Source organism: Paracoccus nototheniae, from assembly GCF_004335005.1.
Classification (GTDB): Bacteria; Pseudomonadota; Alphaproteobacteria; order Rhodobacterales; family Rhodobacteraceae; genus Paracoccus; species Paracoccus nototheniae.
This window is the reverse complement of record NZ_RQRT01000040.1, coordinates 12,998-38,930: the sequence shown is the minus strand read 5'-3', so window position 1 is coordinate 38,930 and position 25,933 is coordinate 12,998. Positions and strand designations below refer to the sequence as shown.

General features: G+C 66.0%; 25 protein-coding genes. 9 read left to right on the top strand and 16 right to left on the bottom strand.

Annotation, left to right across the window (positions count from 1 at the left end):
• Nucleotides 1-877 precede the first annotated feature (877 nt).
• From EG885_RS14290 to EG885_RS14265, 6 genes are all read right to left on the bottom strand, one after another.
• The gene (locus EG885_RS14290) at nucleotides 878-1,813 is read right to left on the bottom strand and encodes a DUF481 domain-containing protein (protein WP_131575747.1); all 936 of its coding nucleotides are present in this window, start codon (nucleotides 1,811-1,813) and stop codon (nucleotides 878-880) included.
• Nucleotides 1,814-2,321: 508 nt separating this feature from the next.
• Complete coding sequence (gene nusB / locus EG885_RS14285) at nucleotides 2,322-2,804, bottom strand: transcription antitermination factor NusB (RefSeq protein ID WP_131575745.1); 483 nt, start codon at nucleotides 2,802-2,804, stop codon at nucleotides 2,322-2,324.
• Entirely contained in the window at nucleotides 2,801-3,346 is a 546-nt protein-coding gene (locus tag EG885_RS14280; protein WP_131575743.1) for a 6,7-dimethyl-8-ribityllumazine synthase, read from the bottom strand. The genes nusB and EG885_RS14280 overlap by 4 nt, the downstream gene beginning before the upstream one ends.
• Before the next feature lie 3 nt (nucleotides 3,347-3,349).
• The gene (ribB, locus tag EG885_RS14275) at nucleotides 3,350-4,468 is read right to left on the bottom strand and encodes a 3,4-dihydroxy-2-butanone-4-phosphate synthase (RefSeq protein WP_131575741.1); all 1,119 of its coding nucleotides are present in this window, start codon (nucleotides 4,466-4,468) and stop codon (nucleotides 3,350-3,352) included.
• Nucleotides 4,458-5,042, bottom strand: a complete 585-nt coding sequence (locus tag EG885_RS14270; RefSeq protein WP_131575739.1) for a hypothetical protein — start codon at nucleotides 5,040-5,042, stop codon at nucleotides 4,458-4,460. The genes ribB and EG885_RS14270 overlap by 11 nt, the downstream gene beginning before the upstream one ends.
• 2 nt (nucleotides 5,043-5,044) lie before the next feature.
• Entirely contained in the window at nucleotides 5,045-5,644 is a 600-nt protein-coding gene (locus EG885_RS14265) for a riboflavin synthase (RefSeq protein ID WP_131575737.1), read from the bottom strand.
• Between the two features lie 129 nt (nucleotides 5,645-5,773).
• Between EG885_RS14265 and EG885_RS14260 the strand changes: the two genes are divergently transcribed.
• The 3 genes from EG885_RS14260 to EG885_RS14250 all read left to right on the top strand — a co-directional run bounded on the left by EG885_RS14260 (nucleotide 5,774) and on the right by EG885_RS14250 (nucleotide 10,472).
• The gene (locus EG885_RS14260) at nucleotides 5,774-7,231 is read left to right on the top strand and encodes a capsule biosynthesis protein (RefSeq protein WP_341352764.1); all 1,458 of its coding nucleotides are present in this window, start codon (nucleotides 5,774-5,776) and stop codon (nucleotides 7,229-7,231) included.
• Nucleotides 7,232-7,372: 141 nt separating this feature from the next.
• Entirely contained in the window at nucleotides 7,373-8,461 is a 1,089-nt protein-coding gene (locus EG885_RS14255; RefSeq protein WP_207392284.1) for a polysaccharide biosynthesis/export family protein, read from the top strand.
• Between the two features lie 7 nt (nucleotides 8,462-8,468).
• Nucleotides 8,469-10,472 (top strand): capsular polysaccharide biosynthesis protein, encoded by a 2,004-nt coding sequence (locus EG885_RS14250; RefSeq protein WP_131575735.1) that lies wholly within the window; start codon nucleotides 8,469-8,471, stop codon nucleotides 10,470-10,472.
• 7 nt (nucleotides 10,473-10,479) lie between these two features.
• Here EG885_RS14250 and ribD read toward each other — a convergent pair whose 3' ends face one another.
• The 8 genes from ribD to EG885_RS14210 all read right to left on the bottom strand — a co-directional run bounded on the left by ribD (nucleotide 10,480) and on the right by EG885_RS14210 (nucleotide 19,213).
• On the bottom strand, nucleotides 10,480-11,457 hold the full coding sequence (gene ribD, locus EG885_RS14245) for a bifunctional diaminohydroxyphosphoribosylaminopyrimidine deaminase/5-amino-6-(5-phosphoribosylamino)uracil reductase RibD (protein WP_131575733.1): 978 nt from the start codon (nucleotides 11,455-11,457) through the stop codon (nucleotides 10,480-10,482).
• 29 nt (nucleotides 11,458-11,486) lie between these two features.
• Nucleotides 11,487-11,951, bottom strand: a complete 465-nt coding sequence (gene nrdR / locus EG885_RS14240; RefSeq protein WP_131575731.1) for a transcriptional regulator NrdR — start codon at nucleotides 11,949-11,951, stop codon at nucleotides 11,487-11,489.
• Between the two features lie 170 nt (nucleotides 11,952-12,121).
• Nucleotides 12,122-12,538 carry a secondary thiamine-phosphate synthase enzyme YjbQ gene (locus EG885_RS14235; RefSeq protein ID WP_131575729.1) on the bottom strand — a complete coding sequence of 139 codons (417 nt, stop codon included), beginning with the start codon at nucleotides 12,536-12,538 and terminating at the stop codon, nucleotides 12,122-12,124.
• Nucleotides 12,535-13,947 carry a DNA recombination protein RmuC gene (locus EG885_RS14230; protein ID WP_131575726.1) on the bottom strand — a complete coding sequence of 471 codons (1,413 nt, stop codon included), beginning with the start codon at nucleotides 13,945-13,947 and terminating at the stop codon, nucleotides 12,535-12,537. Before EG885_RS14230 ends, EG885_RS14235 begins: the two co-directional genes overlap by 4 nt.
• A gap of 68 nt (nucleotides 13,948-14,015) precedes the next feature.
• Entirely contained in the window at nucleotides 14,016-14,495 is a 480-nt protein-coding gene (locus EG885_RS14225; RefSeq protein ID WP_131575724.1) for a BLUF domain-containing protein, read from the bottom strand.
• Nucleotides 14,485-16,458 (bottom strand): RNA polymerase sigma factor RpoD, encoded by a 1,974-nt coding sequence (rpoD, locus tag EG885_RS14220; RefSeq protein ID WP_131575722.1) that lies wholly within the window; start codon nucleotides 16,456-16,458, stop codon nucleotides 14,485-14,487. The genes EG885_RS14225 and rpoD overlap by 11 nt, the downstream gene beginning before the upstream one ends.
• A 171-nt stretch (nucleotides 16,459-16,629) precedes the next feature.
• Nucleotides 16,630-18,552, bottom strand: coding sequence for a DNA primase (gene dnaG / locus EG885_RS14215; protein WP_131575720.1), 1,923 nt, complete (start codon nucleotides 18,550-18,552; stop codon nucleotides 16,630-16,632).
• A 73-nt stretch (nucleotides 18,553-18,625) separates the two neighbouring features.
• Nucleotides 18,626-19,213, bottom strand: a complete 588-nt coding sequence (locus EG885_RS14210; RefSeq protein WP_131575718.1) for a TetR/AcrR family transcriptional regulator — start codon at nucleotides 19,211-19,213, stop codon at nucleotides 18,626-18,628.
• Between the two features lie 112 nt (nucleotides 19,214-19,325).
• On the opposite strand from EG885_RS14210, the gene EG885_RS14205 reads away from it, so the two are divergent.
• Both EG885_RS14205 and EG885_RS14200 read left to right on the top strand, forming a co-directional pair.
• Nucleotides 19,326-19,598, top strand: coding sequence for a hypothetical protein (locus EG885_RS14205; protein WP_131575716.1), 273 nt, complete (start codon nucleotides 19,326-19,328; stop codon nucleotides 19,596-19,598).
• 59 nt (nucleotides 19,599-19,657) lie between these two features.
• The gene (locus EG885_RS14200) at nucleotides 19,658-20,827 is read left to right on the top strand and encodes an alpha-hydroxy acid oxidase (RefSeq protein WP_131575713.1); all 1,170 of its coding nucleotides are present in this window, start codon (nucleotides 19,658-19,660) and stop codon (nucleotides 20,825-20,827) included.
• Between the two features lie 37 nt (nucleotides 20,828-20,864).
• Here the strand turns inward: EG885_RS14200 and EG885_RS14195 are convergent, their stop codons facing one another.
• Nucleotides 20,865-21,824 carry an acyltransferase family protein gene (locus tag EG885_RS14195; RefSeq protein ID WP_131575711.1) on the bottom strand — a complete coding sequence of 320 codons (960 nt, stop codon included), beginning with the start codon at nucleotides 21,822-21,824 and terminating at the stop codon, nucleotides 20,865-20,867.
• 220 nt (nucleotides 21,825-22,044) lie between these two features.
• On the opposite strand from EG885_RS14195, the gene EG885_RS14190 reads away from it, so the two are divergent.
• From EG885_RS14190 to gluQRS, 3 genes are all read left to right on the top strand, one after another.
• Nucleotides 22,045-22,680: a 50S ribosomal protein L25/general stress protein Ctc gene (locus EG885_RS14190; RefSeq protein WP_131575753.1), complete on the top strand. Its 636-nt coding sequence runs from the start codon at nucleotides 22,045-22,047 to the stop codon at nucleotides 22,678-22,680.
• A 111-nt stretch (nucleotides 22,681-22,791) separates the two neighbouring features.
• Nucleotides 22,792-24,129 carry a methylenetetrahydrofolate--tRNA-(uracil(54)-C(5))-methyltransferase (FADH(2)-oxidizing) TrmFO gene (gene trmFO, locus EG885_RS14185; RefSeq protein WP_131575708.1) on the top strand — a complete coding sequence of 446 codons (1,338 nt, stop codon included), beginning with the start codon at nucleotides 22,792-22,794 and terminating at the stop codon, nucleotides 24,127-24,129.
• A complete protein-coding gene (gene gluQRS / locus EG885_RS14180; RefSeq protein WP_131575706.1) occupies nucleotides 24,111-24,962 on the top strand; it encodes a tRNA glutamyl-Q(34) synthetase GluQRS in 852 nt (283 codons plus the stop codon). Before trmFO ends, gluQRS begins: the two co-directional genes overlap by 19 nt.
• Before the next feature lie 59 nt (nucleotides 24,963-25,021).
• Here the strand turns inward: gluQRS and hisI are convergent, their stop codons facing one another.
• A complete protein-coding gene (hisI, locus tag EG885_RS14175; protein ID WP_131575703.1) occupies nucleotides 25,022-25,378 on the bottom strand; it encodes a phosphoribosyl-AMP cyclohydrolase in 357 nt (118 codons plus the stop codon).
• An 85-nt stretch (nucleotides 25,379-25,463) separates the two neighbouring features.
• Between hisI and EG885_RS14170 the strand changes: the two genes are divergently transcribed.
• Nucleotides 25,464-25,904, top strand: a complete 441-nt coding sequence (locus EG885_RS14170; protein ID WP_131575701.1) for an iron-sulfur cluster assembly scaffold protein — start codon at nucleotides 25,464-25,466, stop codon at nucleotides 25,902-25,904.
• Nucleotides 25,905-25,933 lie beyond the last annotated feature (29 nt).

Sequence of the window (25,933 nt, the reverse complement as noted above, 5' to 3'; positions counted from 1 at the left end):
CGACAAACAGTGAAGCTGACACCTGGATCATCGCTTTCGCTACCAGGCCGATATGCAAGTCTCTCGATCGTATGACGACCGAACCGCCCGCATATCTCTTCAGATATCCATCAATGTCAAAAAGCAGAGGAACAAAAATCACCGATCAAGCGCTACAATCGTGGCGCCCCATCAGGTCATCCAGTCCCAGAATGTCTCCAGATCGTCCAAGGTCGCAACCCCGTCTTCCCCGCCCCGTCCGCGTTCCCGCCTTCGGTGAAGCGGTGTTTAGGGTCAGTTCGGAATGCCTGCAACAGCAAAATGACACCGCTTGGCAGATTTTATTACAAGGCACTGAATTTAAATGGGAATTACGATTCCGATCAATGCGGTGATTGGCTTTCCGCCGCGAATCGGACCCGTCATATCCCCTGCCCTTCCGAATCCCGGACGCTGTCATGCGCGCAGTGGCTTGATATGCACGGCGTGCGGCCCTAGATTTGTCGGTGGCGGGCTTCTGCTCTTCGCGCGTACGGCCATTTTTCCACTGGCCTATAAGTTTTCCGAGGGCGCTGGCTCTGTCGTGGCCCTGGTCACGTTACCCGGTACCCACCTGATATATCAGGCTTTCGGGAAATCTGTCGCCGTCGCGGTTGCTGCGGTTCCCGCCACCTTCCCCCTATAGGCACTTACACCCGGGCAAGTGCGGTCACAGAGGCCGTCACAGGCCCCTGAGGGCTGCGTGATGCCCTTTGGCTGTCCCTGCACGGCCCCTGCGGCCATGCACCGCCACGCCTATGCTCCGCCACGCCTATGCTCCGCCAAGCCTGTACTCCGAACGCAAGAAGGGCGGCCCGAGGGCCGCCCTTCCAGAGAGACTGATCCAAGAGGGGTCGGATCAGAAACCGTAGACCACGGCCAGACCGACGGTGTTGTCGGTGCGGATCGCACGTTCTTCCTGGTACTCGGTCGTGTAGCTCACACGGGTCGCCAGCTGCTCGGAGACGCGGAAGTTCACGCCGAACTCGTTGGTGATCACGTCGGCCGAGTCATCCGAACCCAGATAGTCGGTGTCGTTCGTGATAAAGACCACATCGTTGAAGCGGTGGTACAGACGCGAGGACGCGATATAACCGACGTCGGTGTTCGACGAATCTGCCGGGGTACCGTCAAAGTTCGAACCCAGTTCCTGCGCACCGGTCTTGGTGTAGCGGACGCCGACACCAGCCTGAACGCGCCAGGTGGTCTCTTCAGTGTTCAGGATGCGGTAACCAGGACCGAAGCCCAAGAACGCGTCGGTGCGGAAGTTATCGAACTCGGCAGCAAAGTCTTCGTCCGACTGGTCGTCATTGTTCCGGACGCCGTCGACCAGACCGTTCTGGCTGACACGGCCCAGAGCGAATGCATAGAACTGGTCGTTGAAGTAATACTGCGCGTCATAGATCGCGTTGATATCTTCTTGGTCTTTGTTGCCGTTGTCGTCCTCGCCGAATTCAATCGACAGGCCGACGCTTTGTGCAAAGACGCCTTGGTTGTAGTTGATACGGCCGCCGATCGCCAGATCCTGGTTCTCGGTGTTGCCGGTGCGACCGGTGTAGCTCAGCGACATGGTGCCGAACAGGCCCTGACGACGGTCGGCCGGACCAAAGCGGTCGGCATCGTTGTCGCGGTCAAAGCGGTCGGTCACATCGTCTTCGATGTCGGTGATGCGGTCATCGATAGCCGAGATGCCCGAGGCGTCTGCGCCGGTCGAGATTTCGGATTGCGCGAATGCGGGAACCGACAGGGCGGCCAGGATCGCGGCGGTGCTGGTCAGCAGCGTAACTTTTTTCATGTGTTCGTCCTCATAAAGCTGAGTAGGATTGTCCTGACCCCGTAGCGGGCACCAGAGCATCTCTGCTGGGACATCAATTAGCGCACCCCCCCGGCGCTTCAAAGAGCACCGCATTTCTTGGTGTCATCGCAGAAATGTGACGGGCCCCCGCCCTTGACAAGAATGCGCGGGCACTCGCCGAAAACGGCCTGAAATCAAACTTGATGCAACCAAATCCGTCATGACCCAAGCCAAGGATTATGCGTCCTTTTTGCACATCCTGCATGGGTTATGTGCCGCAAAAAGCGAAGGCATTGTCTGAAACAAAGGCGTGACTGTTCAGAATTTGGGCAGAAAAAACCGGATGGATCAGCCTGAAAGTTGTTGCACAGATGCCACGACAATCAGGCGGGAACGACACGGTCTTGTGCTGTGGAACAGCCTGCGGACGGGACAGGACCGGACGAGGACAGCGAAAAGGCCCGGACCAAAGGTCCGGGCCTTGCCCAACAAGCCGCCTGTCACAGGATCAGGGCAGAGAATCGGGGCGCAGATCGCGGGCCATATGGTCCAGAACGGCGTTCACGAAGCGCGCTTCGCGGCCATCGGGAAAGAAAGCCTGCGTCAGGCGGACATATTCGGTGATGACGACCTTGGCAGGCGCGCGTTCGGTCACCAGTTCGGCCCCGGCGGCGCGAAAGACCGCGCGCAGAACCGGATCGATGCGGTCGATGGGCCATTTGGCCACCAGCCCCCGGTCGGTTGCCTGATCGATCCGCGACTGCCACATGACCACATCATCGACGATGCGGGCGAACAAAGCCTCGTCCGCCTCGGCGGTGGGGCCGTCGCGATCCTCGAAGTCGATGCGGAAATCGCGGAATTCGCGGGTGACGCGGTCGGCGGACTGGCCCGCCGCCTCCATCTGGAACAGCGCCTGAACGGCATACATCCGGGCCGCGGCACTCAGCGTGCGGCGGTCGGGGCGCTTGTCCTGATCGGTATCGCTCATGCCCTGCCCTGCCCTTCCAATGCGCCGGCCAGACGGATCACGTCATGATCGGGCGCGGCGTCCTTGCGGCCAGCGGACAAGTGCCGGGCCAATGCGATCAGATGCAGGGCCGCCGCCGCAGCGCCGCCCCCCTTGTTCTGGCCAGCCGGATCAGCGCGGACCTGCGCCTGACCCGGATTTTCGACCGTCAGGATGCCATTGCCCAGACAGACGCCCTGCAACCCCAGCAGCGTCAATGCGCGAGAGCTGTCATTGCAGACCGTGTCGTAATGCGTCGTCTCGCCCCGGATCACGCAGCCAATCGCCACGAACCCGTCATAGCGTCCGCTGCGGAAGGCCATCCCGACAGCGGTCGGGATTTCCAGCGCGCCGGGCACTTCGACCAGATCCAGACTGGCTCCGGCGGCATCGGCCGTGGCGCGCGCGCCGGCCAGCATCGCGTCGGTGACGTCCTTATAGTAAGGGGCCACGACCGCCAGCAGGCGCACCGGGGCATCCAGACGCGGCAGCGCCAGTTCGTGATGTTGCGTGTTCGAGGCCATCTCTCAGTCCTTGGGAATAGGCCGGGTGGAATGGATCGAAAGCCCGTAGGCGTCAAGACCCACCACCTTCACGGGCGCGGAATTGGTCAGCAGGATCAGTTCGGACAGGCCAAGCGCCGACAGGATCTGCGCCCCCAGCCCGTATTGACGCAGCGTATGGGGGCCGACCTCGCCCGGTGCGGCGATGGCATGGTCCAGATCGCGGATCAGCACCACGACGCCCCGGCCTTGATCCGCGATGGCCTGCATGGCGGCAGGCAGACTGCCCGCATCCTGCCGCCCGATCCCCAGCACGTCATGCAGGGGGTCCAGCGCGTGCATGCGCACCATCACCGGCCCGTCGGCGGTCAGATCGCCCTTGGTCAGCACGATATGTTCGGTGCCCTGCGTCTCATCGGCAAAGACCCGCATCATCCAGTCGCCGCCATGAACCGACTGCACCGGGCGCTGCGCCCGTTCCGCGATCAGATTGTCATAGCGGCGGCGATAGCGGATCAGATCGCTGATCGTGCCGATCTTCAGCCCGTGGCGCTGTGCGAAATCCACCAGATCGGGCAGGCGTGCCATGCTGCCATCATCGTTCATGATCTCGCAGATCACGCCCGAGGGGTTCAGCCCGGCCAGACGAGAGATGTCGACCGCCGCCTCGGTATGGCCCGCGCGCACCAGAACGCCGCCATCCCGGGCGCGCAGCGGAAAGATATGGCCCGGCGTCGCGATATCGGTGGCCGCGGTCGTCGGATCGATGGCGACGCTGATCGTGCGGGCGCGGTCATGGGCGCTGATGCCGGTCGTCACGCCCTCGCGCGCCTCGATGGACATGGTGAAGGCGGTCTCGTGGCGGCTGGAGTTCTTGGGGCTCATCAGCGTCAGGCCAAGCGTCTCGATCCGCGCCGCCGTCAGAGACAGGCAGATCAGCCCGCGCCCGTGGGTCGCCATGAAATTCACCGCATCCGGCGTGGCCATCTGCGCGGGAATGCACAGATCGCCCTCGTTCTCGCGGTCCTCGTGATCGACCAGAATATACATGCGCCCGTTGCGGGCTTCTTCGATGATCTCTTCGATGGGGGAAATCGCCTGCGACAGATCGCGTTCCACCGGGCCGGGTTCTTCAAACTGCATGGTTTTGTCCTTGGAAATTGCGCGGGCCGAAATAGCGTTGGCCCGTGACGAAGCCCGCCAGACCGGCAGCGGCCATGATCTCTCGTTCGTGGTCGGTCTCGCCGATCATCAGAACGGCGTCGCCGGGCAGGCCCTGCGCGGCCAGCCAGCCCTTCATGCGGTCGCGCATCCCCGACCATGACATCGTCAGGTCCGGCAGCGGCAGGGCAGACCGTGCCGCGATCCGCGCGGCCAAAGCGTCGGCATCCAGCCCCGGTCCTGCGCCCAGATGCCGTTCGGCGGCCAGATCGGCCAGCCGCTGCGCCCGCTCGGGCGCCAGGGCCTGACCGTCCCGAAAGACCCCAAGCGCGTTCGACGAAAACAGAAAGGCGATCAGATCGCGCCCGGTCGTGGCGCGCAGCCCGGCATAGGTCTTGTATTCCAGACCCAAGGCCTGTGCGCGGCGGACCCGCAGGCGCACCACCTCGATCGGCAGGACCGGCAGCAGCTGTCGGCGGGCATGGCCCCAGCAATGGCGGCGCCAGCTGGTGCCTTCCAGCGACGGGCCGCGATTGTGACCGATGCCTGCGCCCATGATCAGGCCGCACCCGCCTCGGCCAGCCGCGCGACATAGCGGGCCAGCGTGTCGATCTCCAGATTGACGACATCGCCCTCGGCGGCGTCGCCCCATGTGGTGACCGCTTGGGTATGCGGGATCAGGTTGATGCCAAAGCGGTTGCCGTGAACCTCGTTCACGGTCAGCGAGGTGCCGTTCAGCGCGACCGAGCCCTTGGGCGCCACGAAGCGCGCCAAAGCTGCGGGCGCCTCGAAGACCAGCCGCAGGCTGTCGCCATCGCGCGAGGCGTTCACGATACGCGCCACGCCATCGACATGGCCGCTGACGATATGGCCGCCCAGTTCGTCACCCACACGCAGCGCGCGTTCCAGGTTCAGCCGCTTGCCGACCGGCCAGCCCTCGGCGCCGATGCTGGTCTTGGACAGCGTCTCGGCCGAGATATCGACATCGAACCAGTCCGGCCCTTTGGCCACGACCGTCAGGCAGACCCCGTCACAGGCGATCGACGCGCCCATGTCCACACCCGCCATGTCATAGGCGCAGGCGATGCGCGCGCGCATGTCGCCCCGCATCTCGACCGCGCGCACCGCGCCGATATCCGTGATGATACCCGTAAACATGCCCGTTCCATCCTTGCCGTTGAAATTGACCTAGGCCATCGGCCCTGCCCGTTCAAGCACCAAGCCCTTGTCAGACCCTTAACCCTGTCTCACAAATTTCTGGAACCACGGGTTCAGACATGGCATGTGATGGACCATAGCGCGCCCCTTCCGGCCCGCCTGTCGCACAAGATGCCCATGATCCACCAAGGCCCGCCCTCTCTGCATGTCAAACCGCCCGCGCTGGCCCAAGGCGACGCGGGGCCGGATGCCAGACCTGCGGATGCCAGACCCACGGATGGCAAACCTGCGAATGGCAGGCCGCATGGCGACCGGCATGTGTTTCTGATGCTGCAGGGCCCGCATGGGCCGTTCTTCGACCGGCTGGCCCGGCTGCTGCGCGCGGCGGGGGCCTCGGTCTGGCGCTGCGGCTTCAACGCGGGCGACGAATTCTTCTGGTCCGACACGTCCAGTTTCATCCGGCACGAGGGGAACGTGCAGGACTGGCCCGACCATCTGGCGCGGATCCTTGACGACAAGGGCGTCACCGACATCGTGCTTTACGGCGATGTTCGCGCCATCCACGCCACCGCCCGCCGTCTGGCGACCGAACGGGGCCTGCGCATCCATGTGTTCGAGGAAGGCTATCTGCGCCCCTACTGGATCAGCTATGAACGGCAGGGCTCGAACGGCAATTCGGTGCTGCTGCGCATTCCGCTGGCCCAGATGCGCGCCGCCCTGCGCGAACAGATCAGCGAGGTGCGCCGCCCGCCCGCCCATTGGGGCGACATGCGCCAGCACAAGTTCTATGGCGCCTTTTACCATTTCCTGATCCTGATCGCGAACCGCCGCTATCGCGCCTATGCCGGGCATCGGGCGATCCCGGTCATGCAGGAATTCCGGCTGAACCTGCGCCGCTTTCTGCTGGCGCCCGCGTATAATGTGGGGCGGGCGGTGCAATGGCGGCGCCTGCGGCTGTCGGGCTGGCCCTATACCCTGGTGCCGATGCAGCTGGAACATGACTCGAATTTCCTGGGCCATTCGCCGTTCACCAAAAACGAACAGTTCATCGCTCAGGTCGTCGCCAGCTTTGCCCGCGCGGCGCCGCGCCATCATCATCTGGTCTTCAAGGCCCATCCGCTGGAGGACGGGCGCGCGGGCAACCGCGCCGCCATCCATGCCTCGGCCACCGAACATGGCATCCGCGACCGTGTGCATTACATCCGCGGCGGCAAACTGGCCGAGATTTTGTCGCATGCCCGCGCCGTTGTGACCGTGAATTCGACCGCCGCCCAGCAGGCATTGTGGCGCGGGATCCCCGTCAAGACGCTTGGCCGCGCCGTCTATGAAAAACCGGGGCTGGTGTCCGAACAGTCACTGGACGATTTCCTGAAATCGCCCGAGGCGCCGGACCCGCAGGCCTATCGGGTGTTTCGCGACTATTTGCTGCAAACCAGCCAGATTCCCGGGGGATTCTATGCCAGCCGGTCGCGCGCCCATGCCCTGAGGCTGGTGGCCGACATGCTGCTGTCGCCCCATGATCCCTATGATGCGCTGGCTTCGGGACCGATCCTGCCGCGCCAGCAACTTGCCGATCAAGACAATTGAACAGTACGTTCCAACAATTTATGGCCTGTCCCTGCAGACAAAGCTAGACTGCGCCAAAACCGGCCTTTAACGCCGGAGCCAGATAACAGGAGTATCGAGGTGACATTTTCCATTCGGTCGGCAGCCCCCCTGAGGCTGTTCATGATCGCATCCCTGACCCTGCTGGCTGCCTGCGGGCTGCCGCGGTCGGGTCCGAACAAGAACGAGATCTTCGAAGGGGCCGTCGAACGGGGCGGCAATACGCAGGTCATCTATGTGAACGATCACGTGACCCGCGCCTCGGCCTTTGCGGCGGCCTATGGCTTTTCCAACAGCTTCCGCGCGGCCGGTCAGGTCGGCGCGGACGAGATCCGGGCCGGCGACGTGCTGGGCCTGTCGATCTGGGAAAACGTCGATGACGGTCTGCTGACCTCGCTTGGTGCCAGCTCGACCACCCTGACCGAAATTCAGGTGGACAGCGACGGGTTCATCTTTGTGCCCTATGCCGGGCGCGTGCGGGCGGCGGGCAACACCCCCGACCAGCTGCGTCAGGAAATCACCACCCGGCTCAGCGCGCAGACCCCCGATCCGCAGGTGACGGTGCAGCGCGTGGCGGGCGACGGCGCGACCGTGTCGGTCGTGGGCCGCGTCGGCGCGCAGGGCGTCTATCCGATCGAGCGTCCGACCCGGTCGCTGTCGGCCATGCTGGCCCGTGCCGGTGGCGTCGCCATCGAACCCGAGGTCGCCGTCGTCACCGTCAAGCGCGGCAATGACAGTGGCCGCATCTGGCTGTCCGACCTTTACGGCAGCCCGAACAACGACATCGCCCTGCGTCCCGGCGACCTGATCGTGGTCGAGGAAGATCAGCGGACCTTTACCGCCCTTGGCGCGCTTGGCGGCCAGACCCGCGTTCCCCTGGGCAACGAGGTCATCAACGCCGCCGAGGCCATCGCGATGGTCGGCGGTCTGACCAGCGCGCTGGCCGACCCGACCGGCGTCTTCGTTCTGCGCGACGAACCCGAATCGGTGGCCTCGCGGGTGCTGGGCAAGCCGGTCGTGGGCACGCAGCGCTTTGCCTATGTGCTGGACCTGACGCGCCCGAACGGGCTGTTTCTGGCCCGCGACTTCGTGATCCGCGACGGCGACACCGTCTATGTGACCGAGGCGCCGTACGTCCAGTGGCAGAAGACCCTGGGTGCCGTGACCGGCAGCGCCGCGACCGCCGACAGCCTGTCCAGCATCGGCCGGTAATCGCCGCATGGGTCAAGACGACCTCTCAGCCGCCGGGACATCCCGGCGGCTTTGTGTTTTCAATCTCGGATTTCTGACCCGGCCCCGCATCGCCCGGATCCTGACGCTGGCGGGCCACCCGCCGGTTCTGGCCTTGCCCCGCGCCGGTCAGCCGGTGGGGATCTGGGGCGCCAGCCCCACCGCATGGCGCGGCCGGTCCGTCGCGCACCGCCGCAATTGCCCCATCATCACCGTCGAGGACGCCTTTGTCCGATCCGTCCTGCCGGGACGCGCCAAGGGTCGGCTGGCGGCGCGCGGCCCCTTGGGTCTGCTGATCGATCCCGATGGGCTGCATTTCGACCCCGCCCGCCCCTCAAGGCTGGAACGGCTGATCGGCCAGCCGCTGCAGCCGGGGATGACCGAACGCGCGGTGCGTCTGCTGGCGCGGCTGCGCGCCGCCGATCTGTCGAAATACAACCACCACGACCCGGCGCTTGACCCGCCCCGGCCCGGCTATGTGCTGATCATCGACCAGACACGGGGCGATGCCTCGCTGCAAGGTGCCGGGCGGGCGCGGTTTCTGACCATGCTGCAGGCCGCGCGCGACGAACATCCCGGCGCCCGCATCGTGATCCGCAGCCATCCCGAAACCGCCGCAGGCCTGCGCCCCGGCCATCTGGGGGCCGAGGATCTGCGCCCCGGCGACGAGATCTGCGACGTCCCCGTCTCGCCCTGGCGGCTAGTGGCCGAGGCGGATGCGGTCTATGCGATCAGCTCTCAGCTGGGATACGAGGCGCTGCTGGCGGGCCACCGTCCACGCCTGTTCGGCCAGCCCTTCTATGCGGGCTGGGGCCTTTCCGTGGACGAGATGCCCCTGCCCCCCGGTCGTCGGGGCGATGCCCCGCGAGAGGCGCTGTTTGCCGCCAGCCATCTGCGCGGGCCGGTCTGGTATGATCCCTGCCGCGACCGGCTGACCGATTTCGAAGGCGCGCTTGACCAGATCGAGGCCGAGACGCGCGCCTTTCGTCAGGACCGCGACGGCCATCTGGCCTATGGCATGCGCTTGTGGAAACGCCGCTTTCTGTCGCGCGAATTCGGCGACGCGCAGCCCCTGCGCTTTGCCAAGACGCCCGGTCCCGCCGTCACGCTGGCATGGGCGGGCAGCGTCGCGGCGGTCCCCCAAGCGATCCGGGTCGAGGACGGGTTTCTGCGATCGCGCGGTCTGGGGGCGGCGCTGACCCCGCCTTTGTCGGTGGTGGCCGACGATCTTGGCATCTATTTCGATTCGACCGAGCCGTCACGGCTGGAGCAGCTGATGGCGCTTGGCCCGCCGCCGGGGGGGCGCGACCGGGCGCAGCAACTGATCGCGGCGCTGATTGCCGCGCGGCTCAGCAAATACAATCTGGGCGGCGGCATCGACCTGCCGCCCCGTGACGGGCGGCGGCGCATTCTGGTGCCCGGACAGGTCGAGGATGACGCCTCGATCCGCAAGGGCGCGGGGGCCGAGCGCACCAATCTGGCTTTGCTGGAACGGGTCCGGGTCGAAAACCCCGACGCCTGTCTGATCTTCAAACCCCATCCCGATGTCGAGGCCGGTCTGCGGCCCGGCCTGATCGCCCCCGAGGCGCTGGCCGCCTTGGCCGATCACGTTGCCCGCAAGGCCGATCCCGTGGCCCTGATCGAGGCGGTGGACGAGGTCTGGACCATCACCTCGACCCTGGGGTTCGAGGCGCTGCTGCGTGACAGGCCCGTGACCGTTCTGGGGGCGCCCTTCTATGCGGGCTGGGGGCTTACGCGCGATCTGGGTCCGATCCCCACCCGCAGGCAGGCCCGGCCCGATCTGGCGGCGCTGGTCCATGCCTGCCTGATCGCCTATCCGCGCTATCGCGACCCGCTCACCGGCCTGCCCTGCCCGGTCGAGATCGCGCTGCACCGGCTGGCGGCGGATCAGGTCAGCCACCCTCCCGCCCTGCGCCTGCTGGCCAAGGCGCAGGGTGCGCTGGCCGGTCATGCCTGGATCTGGCGGCGCTAGGCGCGGCTCAGACCCGGCGCCAGCGGTGGAACAGATCCGGACCGATGGGCCGCGTCTCGGCCAGCGCAAAGCGCGGCGCCTCGGCCAGACGGGTCCAGCCGGTCGGTCCCAGAAAGGGCCGGGCATCGGCCCCAAGCGCCAGACCGGCGGTATAGCCGACCAGCTGATCGACCAGCCCGGCGCCCAGCAGACTGGCCGCCAACTGCCCACCGCCTTCGCAAAAGACGCGCGTGATGCCGCGCAGTGCCAGATCGGACATGATCTGCGCAGGCGTGCCCTCGACCCGCCACAGCGGCCCGTGGTCGTCATCCTGCGCTGCCAGAGGCGGCAAGGTCTGGGCCGAGACGACGATCCGCACCGGCTGTTGCGGCGTGCGGATGCCGCGCACGTTCAGCTGTGGCAGATCGGCCCGCGCGGTGGCCCCGCCCACCATGATCGCATCATGCTGGGCGCGCAGGGCATGGACATGGGCGCGCGCCGCGGGCCCGGTGATCCAGCGGCTTTCCCCGCTAGCCATGGCGATGCGCCCGTCCAGACTGCTGGCCAGCTTCAGCGTGACAAAAGGGCGGCCTTGGGTGATGCGCGACAGAAAGCCCGCCTGCAATTCGGCGGCCTCGGCCGCCATCAGCCCTTCGGTCAGCGGAATGCCCGCCGCGCGCAGCATGGCATGGCCGCGCCCGGCCACGCGCGGGTCGGGGTCGGTCAGCGCGGTGACGACGCGCGCCACCCCGGCCCCCACCAGCCCCGCCGCGCAGGGCGGCGTGCGGCCATGGTGCGCGCAGGGTTCCAGCGTGACATAGGCGGTGGCGGCCGCAGCCAGCGGGCCTGCCGCGTCCAGCGCCATGCGTTCGGCATGGGGCCGCCCGCCGGGCTGGGTCCAGCCGCGCCCGACCACGCGCCCGTCGCGGATCAGCACGCAGCCGACCGCCGGATTGGGCCAGACATTGCCCAGACCCCGCCGCGCAAGGCGCAGGGCATGGGCCATGTGGATGGCATCCTCTGTCAGATCAGGGGTCAATCCCGGGCGGCGCCGGGGCGCAGTTCGGACACGAACTTGTCGAAATCATCCGCATCCTGAAAATTCTTGTAGACGCTGGCAAAGCGGACATAGCCGACATTGTCGATGCGCGACAAAGCCTCCATCACGATCTCGCCGATGGCCTTGGACGGGATGTCGGTTTCGCCGGTGCTTTCCAGACGGCGGACGATGCCGCTGATCATCTGTTCGATCCGCTCGGGCTCGACCGGGCGTTTCTGCATGGCGATGCGGATCGACCGGGCCATCTTGTCGCGGTCGAAATCCTCGCGCTTGCCATTGGTCTTGACGACGACCAGATCGCGCAGCTGCACCCGCTCATAGGTGGTGAACCGCCCGCTGCATGACGGGCAGAAGCGGCGGCGCCGGATCGCCACATTGTCTTCGGCCGGGCGCGAGTCCTTGACCTGAGTATCCAGATTTCCGCAAAACGGGCAGCGCATTCCGTTGTCCCTGTGCTGGGCCGATCCCCCGCAACTATAGGCAGTCAGGCAGGGCTTGGGTAGCGTTATCCACAGAACACAAGATAGGCCCCTGCCGACCTGTGGCCCGAATGCCGCGTTGGAGGGCAGAATTTCCGCCGCTAATCAAAGATTTGGGCACGCGGGACGGTTCATGCGGGCTGGAACATCGCCGCCACCTGCCGCTGATGCGGGCTTTGGCGATGTTCCACGACATAGATGCCCTGCCAGCGGCCCAGCAGCATCCTGCCCCCTTCAACCGGGATCTGCAGGGTCGTGGGCAGCATCGCGGCCTTGAGATGCGCGGGCATGTCGTCCGGCCCCTCGTATCGATGGGTGATCCAGCCCATCGAGGGGTGGTCGGCAGGCGGCGCCATCCGGTCCAGCCATGCCAGCAGATCGGCCTGCACCTCGGGGTCGGCATTTTCCTGAATGAGCAGCGAGGCCGAGCTGTGGCGGATCATCAGGGTCAGCACACCGTCGCCCGCGCCCTTCAGCCAGCGGGACAGATCGGCGGTGATCTCGTGACAGGCGGGGCCATGGGTGGCGATGGTCAGGTGATGGATCATTCGGCGGCCTCGGGGGTTTGCAGGGCGTCGGGCGCATCGGTGCGGTCATGGTCCAACCCGATCTCCTTGCTGCTGCGGGCGCCCAGGGCGCGCAGCATCTCGACCTGCCGGATTACATTGCCCGGGCCCCGCGTCAGCCGGTCCAGCGCCTGACCATGCGCGCGGTTGGCCTGATCCAGCGCGCGGCCCACGGCTTCCATCGCCTCGACCAGACCGGCGACCTTGTCATAAAGCTGCCCCGCCCGCCGCGCGATTTCCAGAGCGTTGCTGTCGCGCCGCTCGACCGCCCAGATATGTTCGACCGTGCGCAGCGTCAGCATCAGCGTGGTGGGCGTGGTCAGACCCACCCGGCGTTCCATCGCAAAGGCCGCCAACCCCGGATCAGCCCGCAGCGCATCCGAAAACGCCCCCTCGATCGGGATGAACATCAGCACATAATCGACCGAATTATCGTCCATCCGCTGATAGCCCTTGGCCGACAGCGTGGCGATATGCGCCCGGATCGCCGCGACATGGCGCTTCAACGCCGCTGCCGCCGCATCCGCACTCTCCAGCGTCACCGATTGTTCGTAATCGTTCAACGAGACCTTGCTGTCGATCACCATCACCTTGCCGCGCGGCATCTTCACCACGACATCGGGCCGCCACAGCTTGCCGTCATCATCGCGCCAGCTGGCCTGCAGCTGATAATGCGTGTCCGACAACAGACCCGAATCCTCCAGAATCCGTTCCAGCACCATCTCGCCCCAGGCACCCTGCCGCTGCTTGTCGCCCTTCAGCGCGCGGGTCAGGTTCACGGCCTCTCGGCTGATCTGTTCGCTGCGGTTGTGCAGGGACAGGATCTGTTCATGCAGCCGCGCGCTGTCCTGATCCTGCAGCTTGTTGCGGGTCTGCAATTCGGTCTGAAACCGGTGGACCTGATCGCGGAACGGCGTCAGCAGTGCCGACAGCTGGTCATTCTGACTGCGCTGCAGATCCTCCTGCTGGGCGCGCAGAGTCTCGGCCGAGAGCAGTTTGAACTGTTGGGTCATCTCGGCACGCAATTCGCGCAAGGTGGCGATTTCCCGCGCGCTGGCCTCGGCATCCTTTTCGGCGCGCAACCGCGCCTCGGCCAGCCGCGTTTCCAGCTGGGCCAGCTGGTGGCGGGACTGATGCAGTGCGTCAGTCAGCCCGTCGCGATCCTCGGTCAGATCGGACAGGCGCGCCTCGGCCGCCTCGATCCGGGCGGCGCTGCGGGTCAGATCCAGCGCCTGTGCCTGACCTGCGGCCTGCACGGCCGCCAGCCCCGTCACGGCGCGGCGCAGGCGCAGCCACAGGATCACGGCTAAGGCCAGCGCCCCGCCCAGCAGCCAGCGCAGCACCGCCGCGTCCGACAGCCATGTCCCCAGATCCGTTCCGAATTGCTGCATGCTGCGCCTTGCCCTTGTCTTCCGGGGCAGTGTTCACCGTTCGTGCCAAAATCGCAAGGGCCGAGGCGTCAGACCTTGACCGACATCAGAAAAGCCCCGACGCCGCCCGCATAATCGCCCCGGCGCACGGTCGAGCTGTCGGACCGCGCGAACCAATCCATCAGCGAGGCCCGGTCGCGGTCCGAAAACCGCATCCGCCAGTCCTGAAAGCGTCGATGCGACAGGGCGCCCTGATCCAGCAGGTCGAAATCCAGATGCCGCCTGTCGGCCAGCAGCGACGCCCGGACTTGCCGCAGCCCGTCCACCGGGCCCTCAAGCCATTGAAAGAAAAGACCATCTTCGTGGTGCAGGCAGCCGGTCAGACCCAAAGCCTGATTGCGGCTGCGCGCGACACGCAGGATGTTCTGCATGTCGTCATGGTCAAGCCCCGGTCGGGCGGTGCTGCGATACAGAAAGAACCCCAGCCCCTTGATCGGGTCCAGCCCATCGTCCAAAGCCAGCCTGTCCGCCGGGGCCAGCCCGGCGGTCAGAGTGCTGTCACTGGTCAAGGAACGATCGCAGCTTGCGCGAGCGGGACGGGTGCTTCAGCTTGCGCAGCGCCTTGGCCTCGATCTGGCGGATACGTTCGCGGGTGACGCTGAACTGCTGGCCGACCTCTTCCAGCGTGTGATCGGTGTTCATGCCGATGCCGAACCGCATCCGCAAAACCCGTTCTTCGCGCGGGGTCAGGCTGGCCAGAACCCGCGTCGTGGTTTCCTTGAGGTTTTCCTGAATCGCACTGTCCAAAGGCAGGACCGCGTTCTTGTCCTCGATGAAATCGCCAAGCTGGCTGTCTTCCTCGTCCCCGATGGGGGTTTCAAGGCTGATCGGCTCCTTGGCGATCTTCATCACCTTGCGGACCTTTTCCAGCGGCATCTGCAGCTTTTCGGCCAGCTCTTCCGGGGTCGGCTCTCGACCGATCTCGTGCAGCATCTGGCGACCGGTGCGGACCAGCTTGTTGATCGTCTCGATCATGTGGACCGGGATGCGGATCGTGCGGGCCTGATCCGCGATGCTGCGCGTGATCGCCTGACGGATCCACCAGGTCGCATAGGTCGAGAACTTGTAGCCGCGACGATACTCGAACTTGTCGACAGCCTTCATCAGGCCGATATTGCCTTCCTGAATCAGATCCAGGAATTGCAGGCCCCGGTTCGTGTATTTCTTGGCGATCGAGATGACCAGACGCAGGTTTGCCTCGACCATTTCCTTTTTGGCCTGACGCGCCTCTTTCTCGCCGCGCTGGACCTGAGACACGATGCGGCGGAATTCCTCGATATCGACGCCGACATACTGGCCGACCTCGGCCATGTCGGCCCGCAGCTTTTCCACCGGCTCGCGCGAGCGGTCGAACAGCGCCTGCCAGCCGCGACCGGCCTGCGCCGCCATGCGGTCCACCCAGGTCGGGTCCAGTTCCGACCCGCGATAGGCGTCGATAAATTCGCGACGGTTGATGCGAGCCGCGTCGGCCAGCTTGACCATGCCACTGTCGATGGTGACGATCCGGCGGTTGATGCCGTAAAGCTGATCGACCAGCGCCTCGATCCGGCCGCTGTTGAGGTGCAGAGAGTTCACCAGAACGACGATTTCAGACCGCAGAACCTGATAGTCGGTTTCGGCGATGGCCGAGAACGTATTGTCCTCGTTCAGCGTGGCGGACATGCGCTGGTCCTGCATGTCGGCCAGACGTTCGTAATTGTTGGCGATCGCTTCCAGCGTTTCCAGAACCTTGGGCTTGAGGCTGGCCTCCATCGCGGCCAGCGACAGGTTGGCCCCCTCGTCCTCGTCCTCGTCATCCTCGACGCGCAGGGGATTGCCATCGGCGTCCAGTTCTTCGCGCTTGGTGGCGGTGGTGTCGGTCTCGCCCTCGACGGTCAGCTCGACCTCTTCGGCCTCTTCGCCGTCCATGGCCTGACCGAAGGTCGTTTCCAGATCGATCACGTCGCGCAGCAGGATCTCTTCGTCCAGCAGTTCTTCGCGCCACAGCGTGATGGCCTTGAAGGTCAGCGGGCTTTCGCACAGGCCCGCGATCATCGTGTTGCGACCGGCCTCGATCCGCTTGGCGATGGCGATCTCGCCCTCGCGCGACAGCAGCTCGACCGAACCCATCTCGCGCAGATACATGCGGACGGGGTCGTCGGTGCGGTCCAGCTTTTCGGTTTCGGCGGTCGAGACGGCCAGTTCCCGCGATCCGGCAGAGGTCGCGACCAGCGCGCCGCCCTCGGCCTCTTCGGCGGCGTCGTCATCTTCGATGACATTGATGCCCATCTCGGACAGCATCGACATCACGTCTTCGATCTGCTCGCTGCTGACCTGCTCGGGCGGCAGGACGGCGTTCAGCTGATCATAGGTGATATAGCCCCGCTCGCGCGCCTCGGCGATCATCTTCTTGACCGCCGCCTGGCTCATGTCCAGCGTGTGGGCATTGTCGTCCTTGTCGGTCTTGTCGTGCTCGTCGTCCTTGGCGGCCATCCAGGGTTCCTTCTCGAGGCGGTCTTGTTCGCAGGCGGTCTTGGGGCAAGTGATTCGCCGATGATGCGAATCGCCTGCAAATTATGACGGTTCTAGCGCGCTTTCCGGCCGAATCAAAGGCCGGGCGCAGTGATGATTCGCAAGCCCCTTGGCCCTGCCCGATTCTCGCCCTCAGCGCCGGGGCGGCTTGCGCCAGATCTGACCCGACAACCAATCCGACAGTTGGGCGGCCATCGCGTCGCGATCCTCGTTCATGTCGCCCGATGTCTCCATCTCGGGGTTTTCGGCGCGGTGGCGGGCGCGGGCGATCTGGCTGATGCGCCAGGTCAGGCCTTCATCGGCCTCGCCCTGAATTTCGGATTCGGCGCGGGGCAGTTCGTGGCTGGTGGCGCGCGCCACCTCCAGCTTGTCCAGCAGATCGAACAGCATGACAGCGGCACTTTCGTCATCCTTCCGTTCGATGATGGCGGGTGTCAGGCCCAGATGGGCGTCGCAGCGCAGGGTTTCAAGGCCGCGCCGCCCGGCGGGGCTGTCGCCCTGCGTCAGCAGATCATGCAGCAGGGCCGCGCGGTCGGGGTCCAACGGCAGCAGGCGTTCCAGCCGCGATTCGGCCTGCGCGATCACCGTGGGGCGCAGCGCGCAGATCAACAGGACCGCGCCTTCCAGCAGATCCTTGCCCTGTTCGGGCATGTTGGGCGGAATGAAGGGCACCGCAGCGCGATTGCCCGGCCCCTGACCGGGGCGCCGGTTCTGATTGCGGGTTTGGTTGCGCCCCTGCGCGCCGCCCTGCCCGCCCGCGCGCTGTCGCGCCGGGCCGAAATGCGCCCATTGCATGCGGCGGATCTCTTGCGTGTAGTGGTTGCGCGTCAATTCGTCGGGGATGCGGGCCACCGCTTCGGCCAGACGGCGATCAAGGGCTGCGCGGCGTTCGGGGCTGTCAAAGACCTGCCCCACGGTTTCGCGCGACCACAGCAGATCCAGCATCGGGCGGGCCTGATCCAGCAGCGCCTGCATCGCGCCGGGGCCTGCGGCCTTGATCAGATCGTCGGGATCCTGCCCGGCGGGCAGGATGACAAAGCGCAGCGCCTGCCCCGGCCCGGTCAGGGGCAGCGCCAGATCGATCAGCCGTTGGGCGGCGCGCTGGCCCGCCGCATCGCCATCCAGCGCGATCACCGGTTCCGGCGAGACGCGCCACATCAGGCGCAGCTGTTCTTCGGTGATCGCGGTGCCCAGAGGGGCAACGGCGCCATCGAAGCCCGCGCGGGCCAGCGCGATCACATCCATATACCCCTCGGCCACGATCAGCCGCGCGCCCTTGGCCACGGCACTGCGCGCGGGCCCGAGGTTGTAGAGATTGCGCCCCTTGTCGAACAGCGGGGTTTCGGGGCTGTTGAGGTATTTGGCCCGCGCCTCGGGGTCCATCGAGCGGCCCCCGAAACCGATGCAGCGGTTCTGCCCGTCGCGGATCGGAAAGATGATCCGGCCCCGGAACCGGTCATAGGCCGCGCCGCCGCCTTCGGGCCGGGCGGACATGCCGGCATCGACGATCTGATCCTCGGCAAAGCCCTTGTCGCGCAGGGCGGCGGTCAGGGCGGTGCGGGCATCGGGGGCAAAGCCGATCTCGAACCGCTCCAGCGCGGCGTCGTCCAGTCCGCGCCGGGTCAGGTAATCGCGCGCGGCTGCGGCGGCCCCGGTCTGCAGCTGCAGGCGGAACCAGCGGCAGGCGGCCTCGGTCACCTCCAGCAGCCTTGTGCGGCGGTCGGTCTTTTCGCGAGCGCGGGGGTCGGGTTCGGGCATGGTCAGCCCGGCCTCGGCCGCCAGCAGCTTGACGGCATCCATGAATTCCATCCCGTCATGGTCACGCAGAAAGCCGATCGCGTCGCCCTTGGCCTGACAGCCAAAGCAATAGTAATAGCCCTTTTGGTCATCACAGTGAAAACTGGCGGATTTTTCCTGATGGAAGGGGCAAGGCGCCCACCAGTCGCCGCGCGCCTGATTGGACTTGCGCAGATCCCATGTCACCTTCTTCCCGATCACGCGACTGATCGGAACGCGGTTGCGAATCTCGTCAAGGAAACCGGGGGGCAGGGCCATGGGCGCGATTATCCGGGATGCGGCGCGGGGCGGCAAGCGCGGGATTTGGATATTTGAGTGAAGAAGAAAGGGTTCAGGCCGCGCCGACGGCACCGCGCGCCAGACCCCAATAGATCTGGGCGATGCGGGCGCGGTCCAGGCGCCCGCCCTCGCGGTACCAGTTGGTGACGCCGGTCAGCATGGCGATCAGCGCCAGAGTGGTCAGCTTGGGATCCTCGGGCCGCATGGTGCCGCTGGCGATGCCGTCGCGCAGAATCGATTCCAGCGCTGATTCGTAGCGCCCGCGCAGGGCGGCGATGCGGGCGAAATTGTCGGGGGTCAGATTGCGCAGTTCCATATAGGACAGAAACACCGCATCGGCATGATCAATGCTGAAATCGATGTGAAAGCGCACGAACCGTTCCAGACGCGCCAGCGGGTCGGCCTGCGGATCGTCGGACCATGCGGCCAGCAGATCCTGCATATGGCTTTCCAGAAGGTCGGCCAGCAGCGCCTGCTTGTCGGGCAGATAGGCATAGAGCGTGCCCACCTGCACCCCCACCGCCGCCGCGATCTGGCGCATCGACACCGCAGCATAACCCTGCCGCGCGAACAGGCAGCGGGCCTTGTCACGGATCAGCGGGCCGGTGATCGTTGCGCGGGAACCTGTGGTGCGGGCCATGCATCCTGTCTAACGCGCTGCGGGCGCGCGGGACAAGGCGGGGTTTTGCTGTGGCATGGGCCCGTCGCCCTGGCAGGGAGGGCGTTGCCGTGGAACGCGGGGCGGCGTAATCATGGGCGTCATGAGACATGCCCCTGCCGCCCTGATCCTGATGCTGATGCTGGCCGCCTGCAGCGAGGGGGCGGATTCGGATTACCCCGCCCTGATGCCCACCGACCAAATTCTGGCCGAACCGGCCCTGCCCGCCCATGTGGGCGCCGTCCGCACCGATGCGGGTCCGGTCGAGGCCGCCACGCTGTCGCGGGCCGAGGCGCTGCGGGCGCGGGCCCGCGCGCTGAGCGGCCCGGTGGTCGGCGACGATCTGCGCCGCCGCGCGGGCGGGTGATTGCCAGACATGCGGGGCGCTGGTAAGAGTTTCTGACCAGTTTGCAAAAGGTGCGCGCCATGCCCGTCATCACCAGTATCGACGATCTCAAGCGGATGCATCGCGCCCGCACGCCGAAGATGTTTTACGACTATGCGGAATCGGGCAGCTATACCGAACAGACCTTTCGCGACAACTGCACCGATTTCACCAGACTGAAGCTGCGCCAGAAGGTGGCCGTGGACATGTCCGACCGCAGCTTGTCGCGCCAGATGGCGGAAATGCCGGTCACCATGCCCGTGGCACTGGCCCCCGTGGGCCTGACCGGCATGCAGCATGCGGATGGCGAAATTCACGCCGCCCGCGCCGCCGAGAAATTCGGCGTGCCCTTCTGTCTGTCCACCATGTCCATCTGTTCGATCGAGGATGTGGCGGCCCATACCACCGCGCCCTTCATGTTCCAGCTGTATGTGATGAAGGATCAGGAGTTTCTGGCCGCCATCATCGATCGCGCCAAGGCCGCCAAGTGCAGCGCGCTGGTCCTGACGCTGGATCTGCAGATCCTGGGCCAGCGGCACAAGGATCTGAAGAACGGGCTGTCCGCGCCACCCAAGATGACCCTGCCGACCATGCTGGATCTGGCGACCCGCTGGCGGTGGGGCATGGGGATGCTGCGCACGAAACGGCGGTTCTTCGGCAATATCGTCGGCCATGCCAAGGGCGTCGGCGACACCAGCAGCCTGATGAGCTGGACCGCCGAGCAGTTCGACGAACGGCTGGACTGGGACAAGATCGCCGCGATCCGCGACATGTGGGGCGGCAAGCTGATCCTGAAAGGCATCCTGGACCCCGAGGATGCGCGGATCGCGGCCGATTTCGGCGCCGATGCGATCGTGGTCAGCAATCATGGCGGGCGCCAGCTGGACGGGGCGCTGTCCTCGATCCGGATGCTGCCGCATATCGTGCGCGCCGTGGGCGACAGGGTCGAGGTGCATATGGATGGCGGCATCCGGTCCGGTCAGGACGTGCTGAAGGCGCTGGCGCTTGGCGCGCATGGCACCTGGATCGGGCGGGCCTGGCTGCACGGTCTGGGCGCGATGGGCGAGGCGGGCGTGACCCGCGCGCTGGAGATCATCCGCAAGGAGCTGGACACCAGCATGGCGCTGTGCGGCGAACGCGATCTGAACAATGTCGGGCCGCAGCATGTGCTGATCCCGCGCGGATTTCTGGACGAATACCCGATCGTCTAGGCCCCGCGCCCGAAATCGGCGCCGCGAAACCGGTGGACTAGAACAGCCGGGCCAGCCAGCGATGGCGGCCCCCGGCTGTGCTGACTGCCCAGACCAGCAGAAACGGCAGCACAAACCCCAGCACAGCGCCAAGCCCCGGGTCGGGCAGCCCGATCCGGGGCAGGCCCTGCAGCACGATCACATGCAGCACATAGATCCCCGCCGCCGCCCGCCCCAAAGGCAGCGCGGTCGCGGGCGCGGGCAGGCGCATCACCAGCAGCAGCAGCGCCGGGCACAGAGCCAGATGGCCAAGCGGGATCTCCAGCAGGGGATCCTCTCCGATCCTGTGCAGCCACCAGATGTTTTCGGCCAGCGTCAGGGCCAGCCCCGCAGCCACCATGGCCCACAGGGCGGCCAACGACAGATGCGGCGGACGGCAGGCGATCAGCCAGCCCATCGCCAGATAGGGATAAAGATAGACCGGCCCGTTGCGATAATGTTCGACCGGCATGTCGGACAGCCCGCTCATTTTGGCATATTGCAGGCCCAGCCCCAGCAGCCCCAGCAGGATGGCCGATCCGATCACCGCCCCCCGGCCCAGCCTGATCGCCCCGGCCAGAATGACACCCGACACCGCCAGCCCCTGCAGGAACCACAGATGCATGAAGCCCAGCACCAGCTCGGTCGCGGTCAGCGAGACGGGCCGGTTCGCGTAATAGGGCCACAGGAACAGCAGATAGATCGCCGACCAGATCGCATAGAGCATCAGCAGATGCCCCACCCAATCCGACAGCCGCCCCCGGCGCAGTGCCGATGCCAGAAAATACCCCGCGATCAGCGTAAAGACCGGCACCGCCACGCGCAGGATGCTGTTGCCCGCAGCCAGCCCCCACAGGCCCGCCTGCCCGGTCTCGCGCAGCGTTTCGCGGGCCAGACCGGAATGGGCCAGAACGACGAATCCGGCCAGAATGACCCGCAGGTAATCGACCGACATCATCCGTGTGTGACCGTGATCCACCCCATGCCCCCGCGCGCGCCGGTCCCTGTGACGACCAGTCCTTGCGGGCATAGAACGGCGCTGCGGCGCAAAGTCAAATCACCTGATCTTGGCCGGTGCGGACCGGGGCCCGACCGTGCGTTTCCGGCTTCACATCCGGCCCCCATTGCGCTAAGGGCACCGCTTGGCGTCACGCACCCTTGGAGGGTGGCGCCCTCAACAACGTTTAAGGATTAAAGCAATGGCCAAAGAGATTCCGAATCTGGTGGCCGAGGCACGCGCGGGGTCAGGCAAGGGGGCCGCCCGCCAAGCTCGCCGCGATGGCAAGGTGCCCGGTATCGTGTATGGAGACGGCAAAGACCCGGTTTCCATTCAGTTCGACTTCAACAAGCTGCTGACCCAGCTGCGCGCGGGACGCTTCATGTCCACGCTGTGGAACATGCAGGTCGAAGGCCAGCCCGACGTCCGCGTCATCTGCCGGGCCGTCCAGCGCGACGTCGTCAAGGATCTGCCGATCCACATCGACTTCATGCGCCTGCGCCGCACGTCCAAGGTGAACCTGTTCATTCCGGTCGAGTTCATCAACGAGGACACCTGCCCCGGCCTGAAAAAGGGCGGCACGCTGGTCACCGTGCGCAACGAGGTCGAGCTGATCGTGACTGCGGGTGACATCCCCGATCACCTGACTGTCGATCTGGCAGGCCGCGAAATCGGCGACACGATCCATATCAGCGACGTCAAGCTGCCGTCCGGCGCCAAGGCGACGATCGACCGCGACTTCGTCATCGCCAATCTGGCCGCGCCCTCGGCGCTGCGGTCGGAAGACAGCGAAGGCGGCGACGACGCCGAAGCCCAGACCGAAGCCGCTGCAGACTGATCTGACGATCTCTGCGAGCATCGGTCGCATGATCCGGGGGGCGGTGCCAATGGCGCCGCCCCTTTCCATTCCGGGCCCGCTTTGCTAGCCCCGCGCCTTATGGAGACACGCATGGAACCCGTTCACATCATCGGCGCCGGTCTGGCCGGGTCCGAAGCCGCCTGGCAGATTTCCCGCGCCGGCGTCCCCGTCATCCTGCACGAGATGCGCCCGCAGGTCGGCACGTTCGCCCATAAGACCGGCGATTGCGCGGAAATGGTCTGCTCGAACAGCTTCCGTTCGGATGATGACGTGATGAACGCCGTGGGCCAGCTGCATTGGGAAATGCGCGCGGCGGGCGGGCTGATCATGGACATGGCGGGCCGCCACCGCTTGCCCGCAGGCGGCGCGCTGGCCGTCGACCGCGAGGCGTTTTCCGCAGCCGTCACCCAGGCCCTGCAGGCCGAACCGCTGATCGACATCGTGCCGGGCGAAATCACCGAACTGCCCACGGATGGCAACTGGATCGTGGCGACCGGTCCGCTGACATCGGACGCGCTGGCAGGCGCCATCCGCGGCGTCACCGGCACCGAGGCGCTGGCCTTCTTCGACGCCATCGCCCCGATCGTGCATGCCGAGACCATCGACATGGCGATTGCCTGGGAACAGTCGCGCTATGACAAGGGCGAGACGCTGGCCGAACAAAAGGCCTATATCAACTGCCCGATGACCAAACCGGAATACGAGGCCTTCCTCGACGCCCTTCTGGCCGCCGACAAGACCGAGTTTCACGAAGGCGAAACCGCAGGCTATTTCGACGGCTGCCTGCCCATCGAGGTGATGGCCGAACGCGGCCGCGAGACGCTGCGCTTTGGCCCGATGAAGCCGGTGGGCCTGACCAACCCGCACAAGCCGGACGAAAAGGCCTATGCCGTCGTTCAGCTGCGTCGCGACAATTCCTTGGGCACACTTTATAATATCGTTGGCTTCCAGACCAAGATGAAATACGGCGCGCAGACGCAGGTGTTCCGGATGATCCCCGGTCTGCAGAATGCCAGCTTTGCCCGGCTTGGCGGCATTCACAGGAACAGCTTTCTGAACTCGCCCACGCTGATGGACGACCGGATGCGCCTGCGGCTGCGCCCCAATCTGCGCTTTGCCGGTCAGGTGACGGGGGTCGAGGGCTATGTCGAAAGCGCCGCGATGGGCCTTCTGGCAGGCCGGATGGCCGCCGCGCAGGCCCTGGGCCGCGACCTTGGCCCGCCGCCTTTGACCACGGCCACCGGCGCGCTGATCCATCACATCACCGGCGGGGCCGAGGCGAAAACCTTTCAGCCGATGAACGTGAATTTTGGCCTCTTCCCGCCGCTGCCCGATACGCGGTCGGGCCGTCGCGGTCGCAAGGACCGCTATCCGGCCTATACGCAGCGCGCCAAGGATGATTTCGGCGCATGGCTGGCGGCCCAGTAACCTCGCCCGACATCACCCGATTTGCCCCCTCGCCCACGGGGCTTCTGCATCTGGGACATGCTTTCTCGGCCCTGACCGCCGCCGCCCACGGCCGCTTTCATCTGCGCATCGAGGATATCGACCGCGACCGCTGCCGCCCGGAATTCGACAGGGCGATTCATGACGATCTGCACTGGCTGGGGCTCGACTGGCCGTTGCCGGTGATGCGCCAGTCCGACCGCATGCCCGCCTATCATGCGGCGCTGGCCCGGCTGGCGCCGCTGACCTATCCCTGCCGCTGCCGTCGCGGCGATATCCGCGCCGCCCTGTCGGCCCCGCAGGAGGGCGCCCCACCGGCAGGCCCCGACGGGCTGATCTATCCCGGCACCTGCCGGGGCTGCGATCTGCGCGATGCCGGGCCCGATGACGTGATCCGTCTGGACGCCGCCCGCGCCTTCGATGCCTTGGGCCTCGACCGGATCGGCTTTCGCGACCGCCGGATCCTGCCCGATCACGACCATATCCTGACCCGCGACCAGTTCTGCGCAGGCATCGGCGATGTGATCCTGTCCCGGCGGGGCATGGGCACATCCTATCATCTCGCGGTGGTCGTGGATGATGCCGCGCAAGGCATCACCCTTGTCACCCGCGGCAAGGATCTGTTCGACGCCACCTTCATCCATGTCCTGCTGCAACGGCTGCTGGATCTGCCGACCCCGGCCTATCTGCATCACCGCCTGATCCGCGACGATGTGGGCCGCCGCCTTGCCAAACGCGACGATGCCCGCGCGATCCGCCACTACCGCGACGACGGCGCCACCCCCACCGACATCCGCCACATGATCGGCCTCTGACCCTTCATCTTGGCGCAAATATCCCGGGGGGAGTCCGCAGGACGGGGGGCAGCGCCCCCCTATGCCATCGGCGCCATGATCTCGACCTCGGTCCCATCGCGCAGCGCCGTATAAAAGCAGCTGCGCCGGTTCGTGTGACAGGCGGGGCCGGTCTGCTCGACCACAACCAGCAGGCAATCGCGGTCGCAATCCACCCGCATCTCGACCAGCGCCTGCACATGGCCGGACCTTTCGCCCTTGACCCAGAAGGCCTGCCGCGACCGCGACCAATAGGTCACGCGCCCGGTCTCCAGCGTGCGCGCCACCGCATCGGCATTCATCCAGGCCATCATCAGCACCTCGCCCGATGCGGCATCCTGCGCAATGGCGGGGATCAGCCCCGCCGCGTCATAGGTCAGGCTGGACGGGTCGAACATCGGATTTCCTTTCGCGGCTTTCTTTTGGCCGGGTGCGGCCCTATCTAACCCCAGACCCACCCGCGCGAAAGCCCGACCCGGAGAGATGATGGCCGACAGTGACCTCATGCAGCTTTATTCGCGCCGCATTCTTGCGCTGACGACCTCGATCCCGCTGCAGGGCAGGCTTGCGGCACCGCAGGCCAGCGTCCAGCGCCGCTCGCCGCAATGCGGATCATCGGTGACCGTCGATCTGTCGCTGGATCAGGGCCGGATCACGGATTTCGCGCAAGAGGTGCGGGCCTGCGCGCTTGGTCAGGCCTCGGCCTCGGTTCTGGGGCAGGCGGTGATCGGTCTGGACCGCGCGGGCCTTGTCGCTGCCCGCGACCAGCTGCGCGCCATGCTGCGCGAGAACGCCCCCGCCCCCACCGCCCCCTTTGAAGATCTGGAGGCGCTGATCCCCGCCCGCGCCTATCCCAACCGCCATGCCTCGATCCTCTTGGCATGGGAGGCGACGCTGGAGGCGATGGATCAGGCCAGCGCCTGAACGGATCCCGAACGATCATAAAAAAAAGA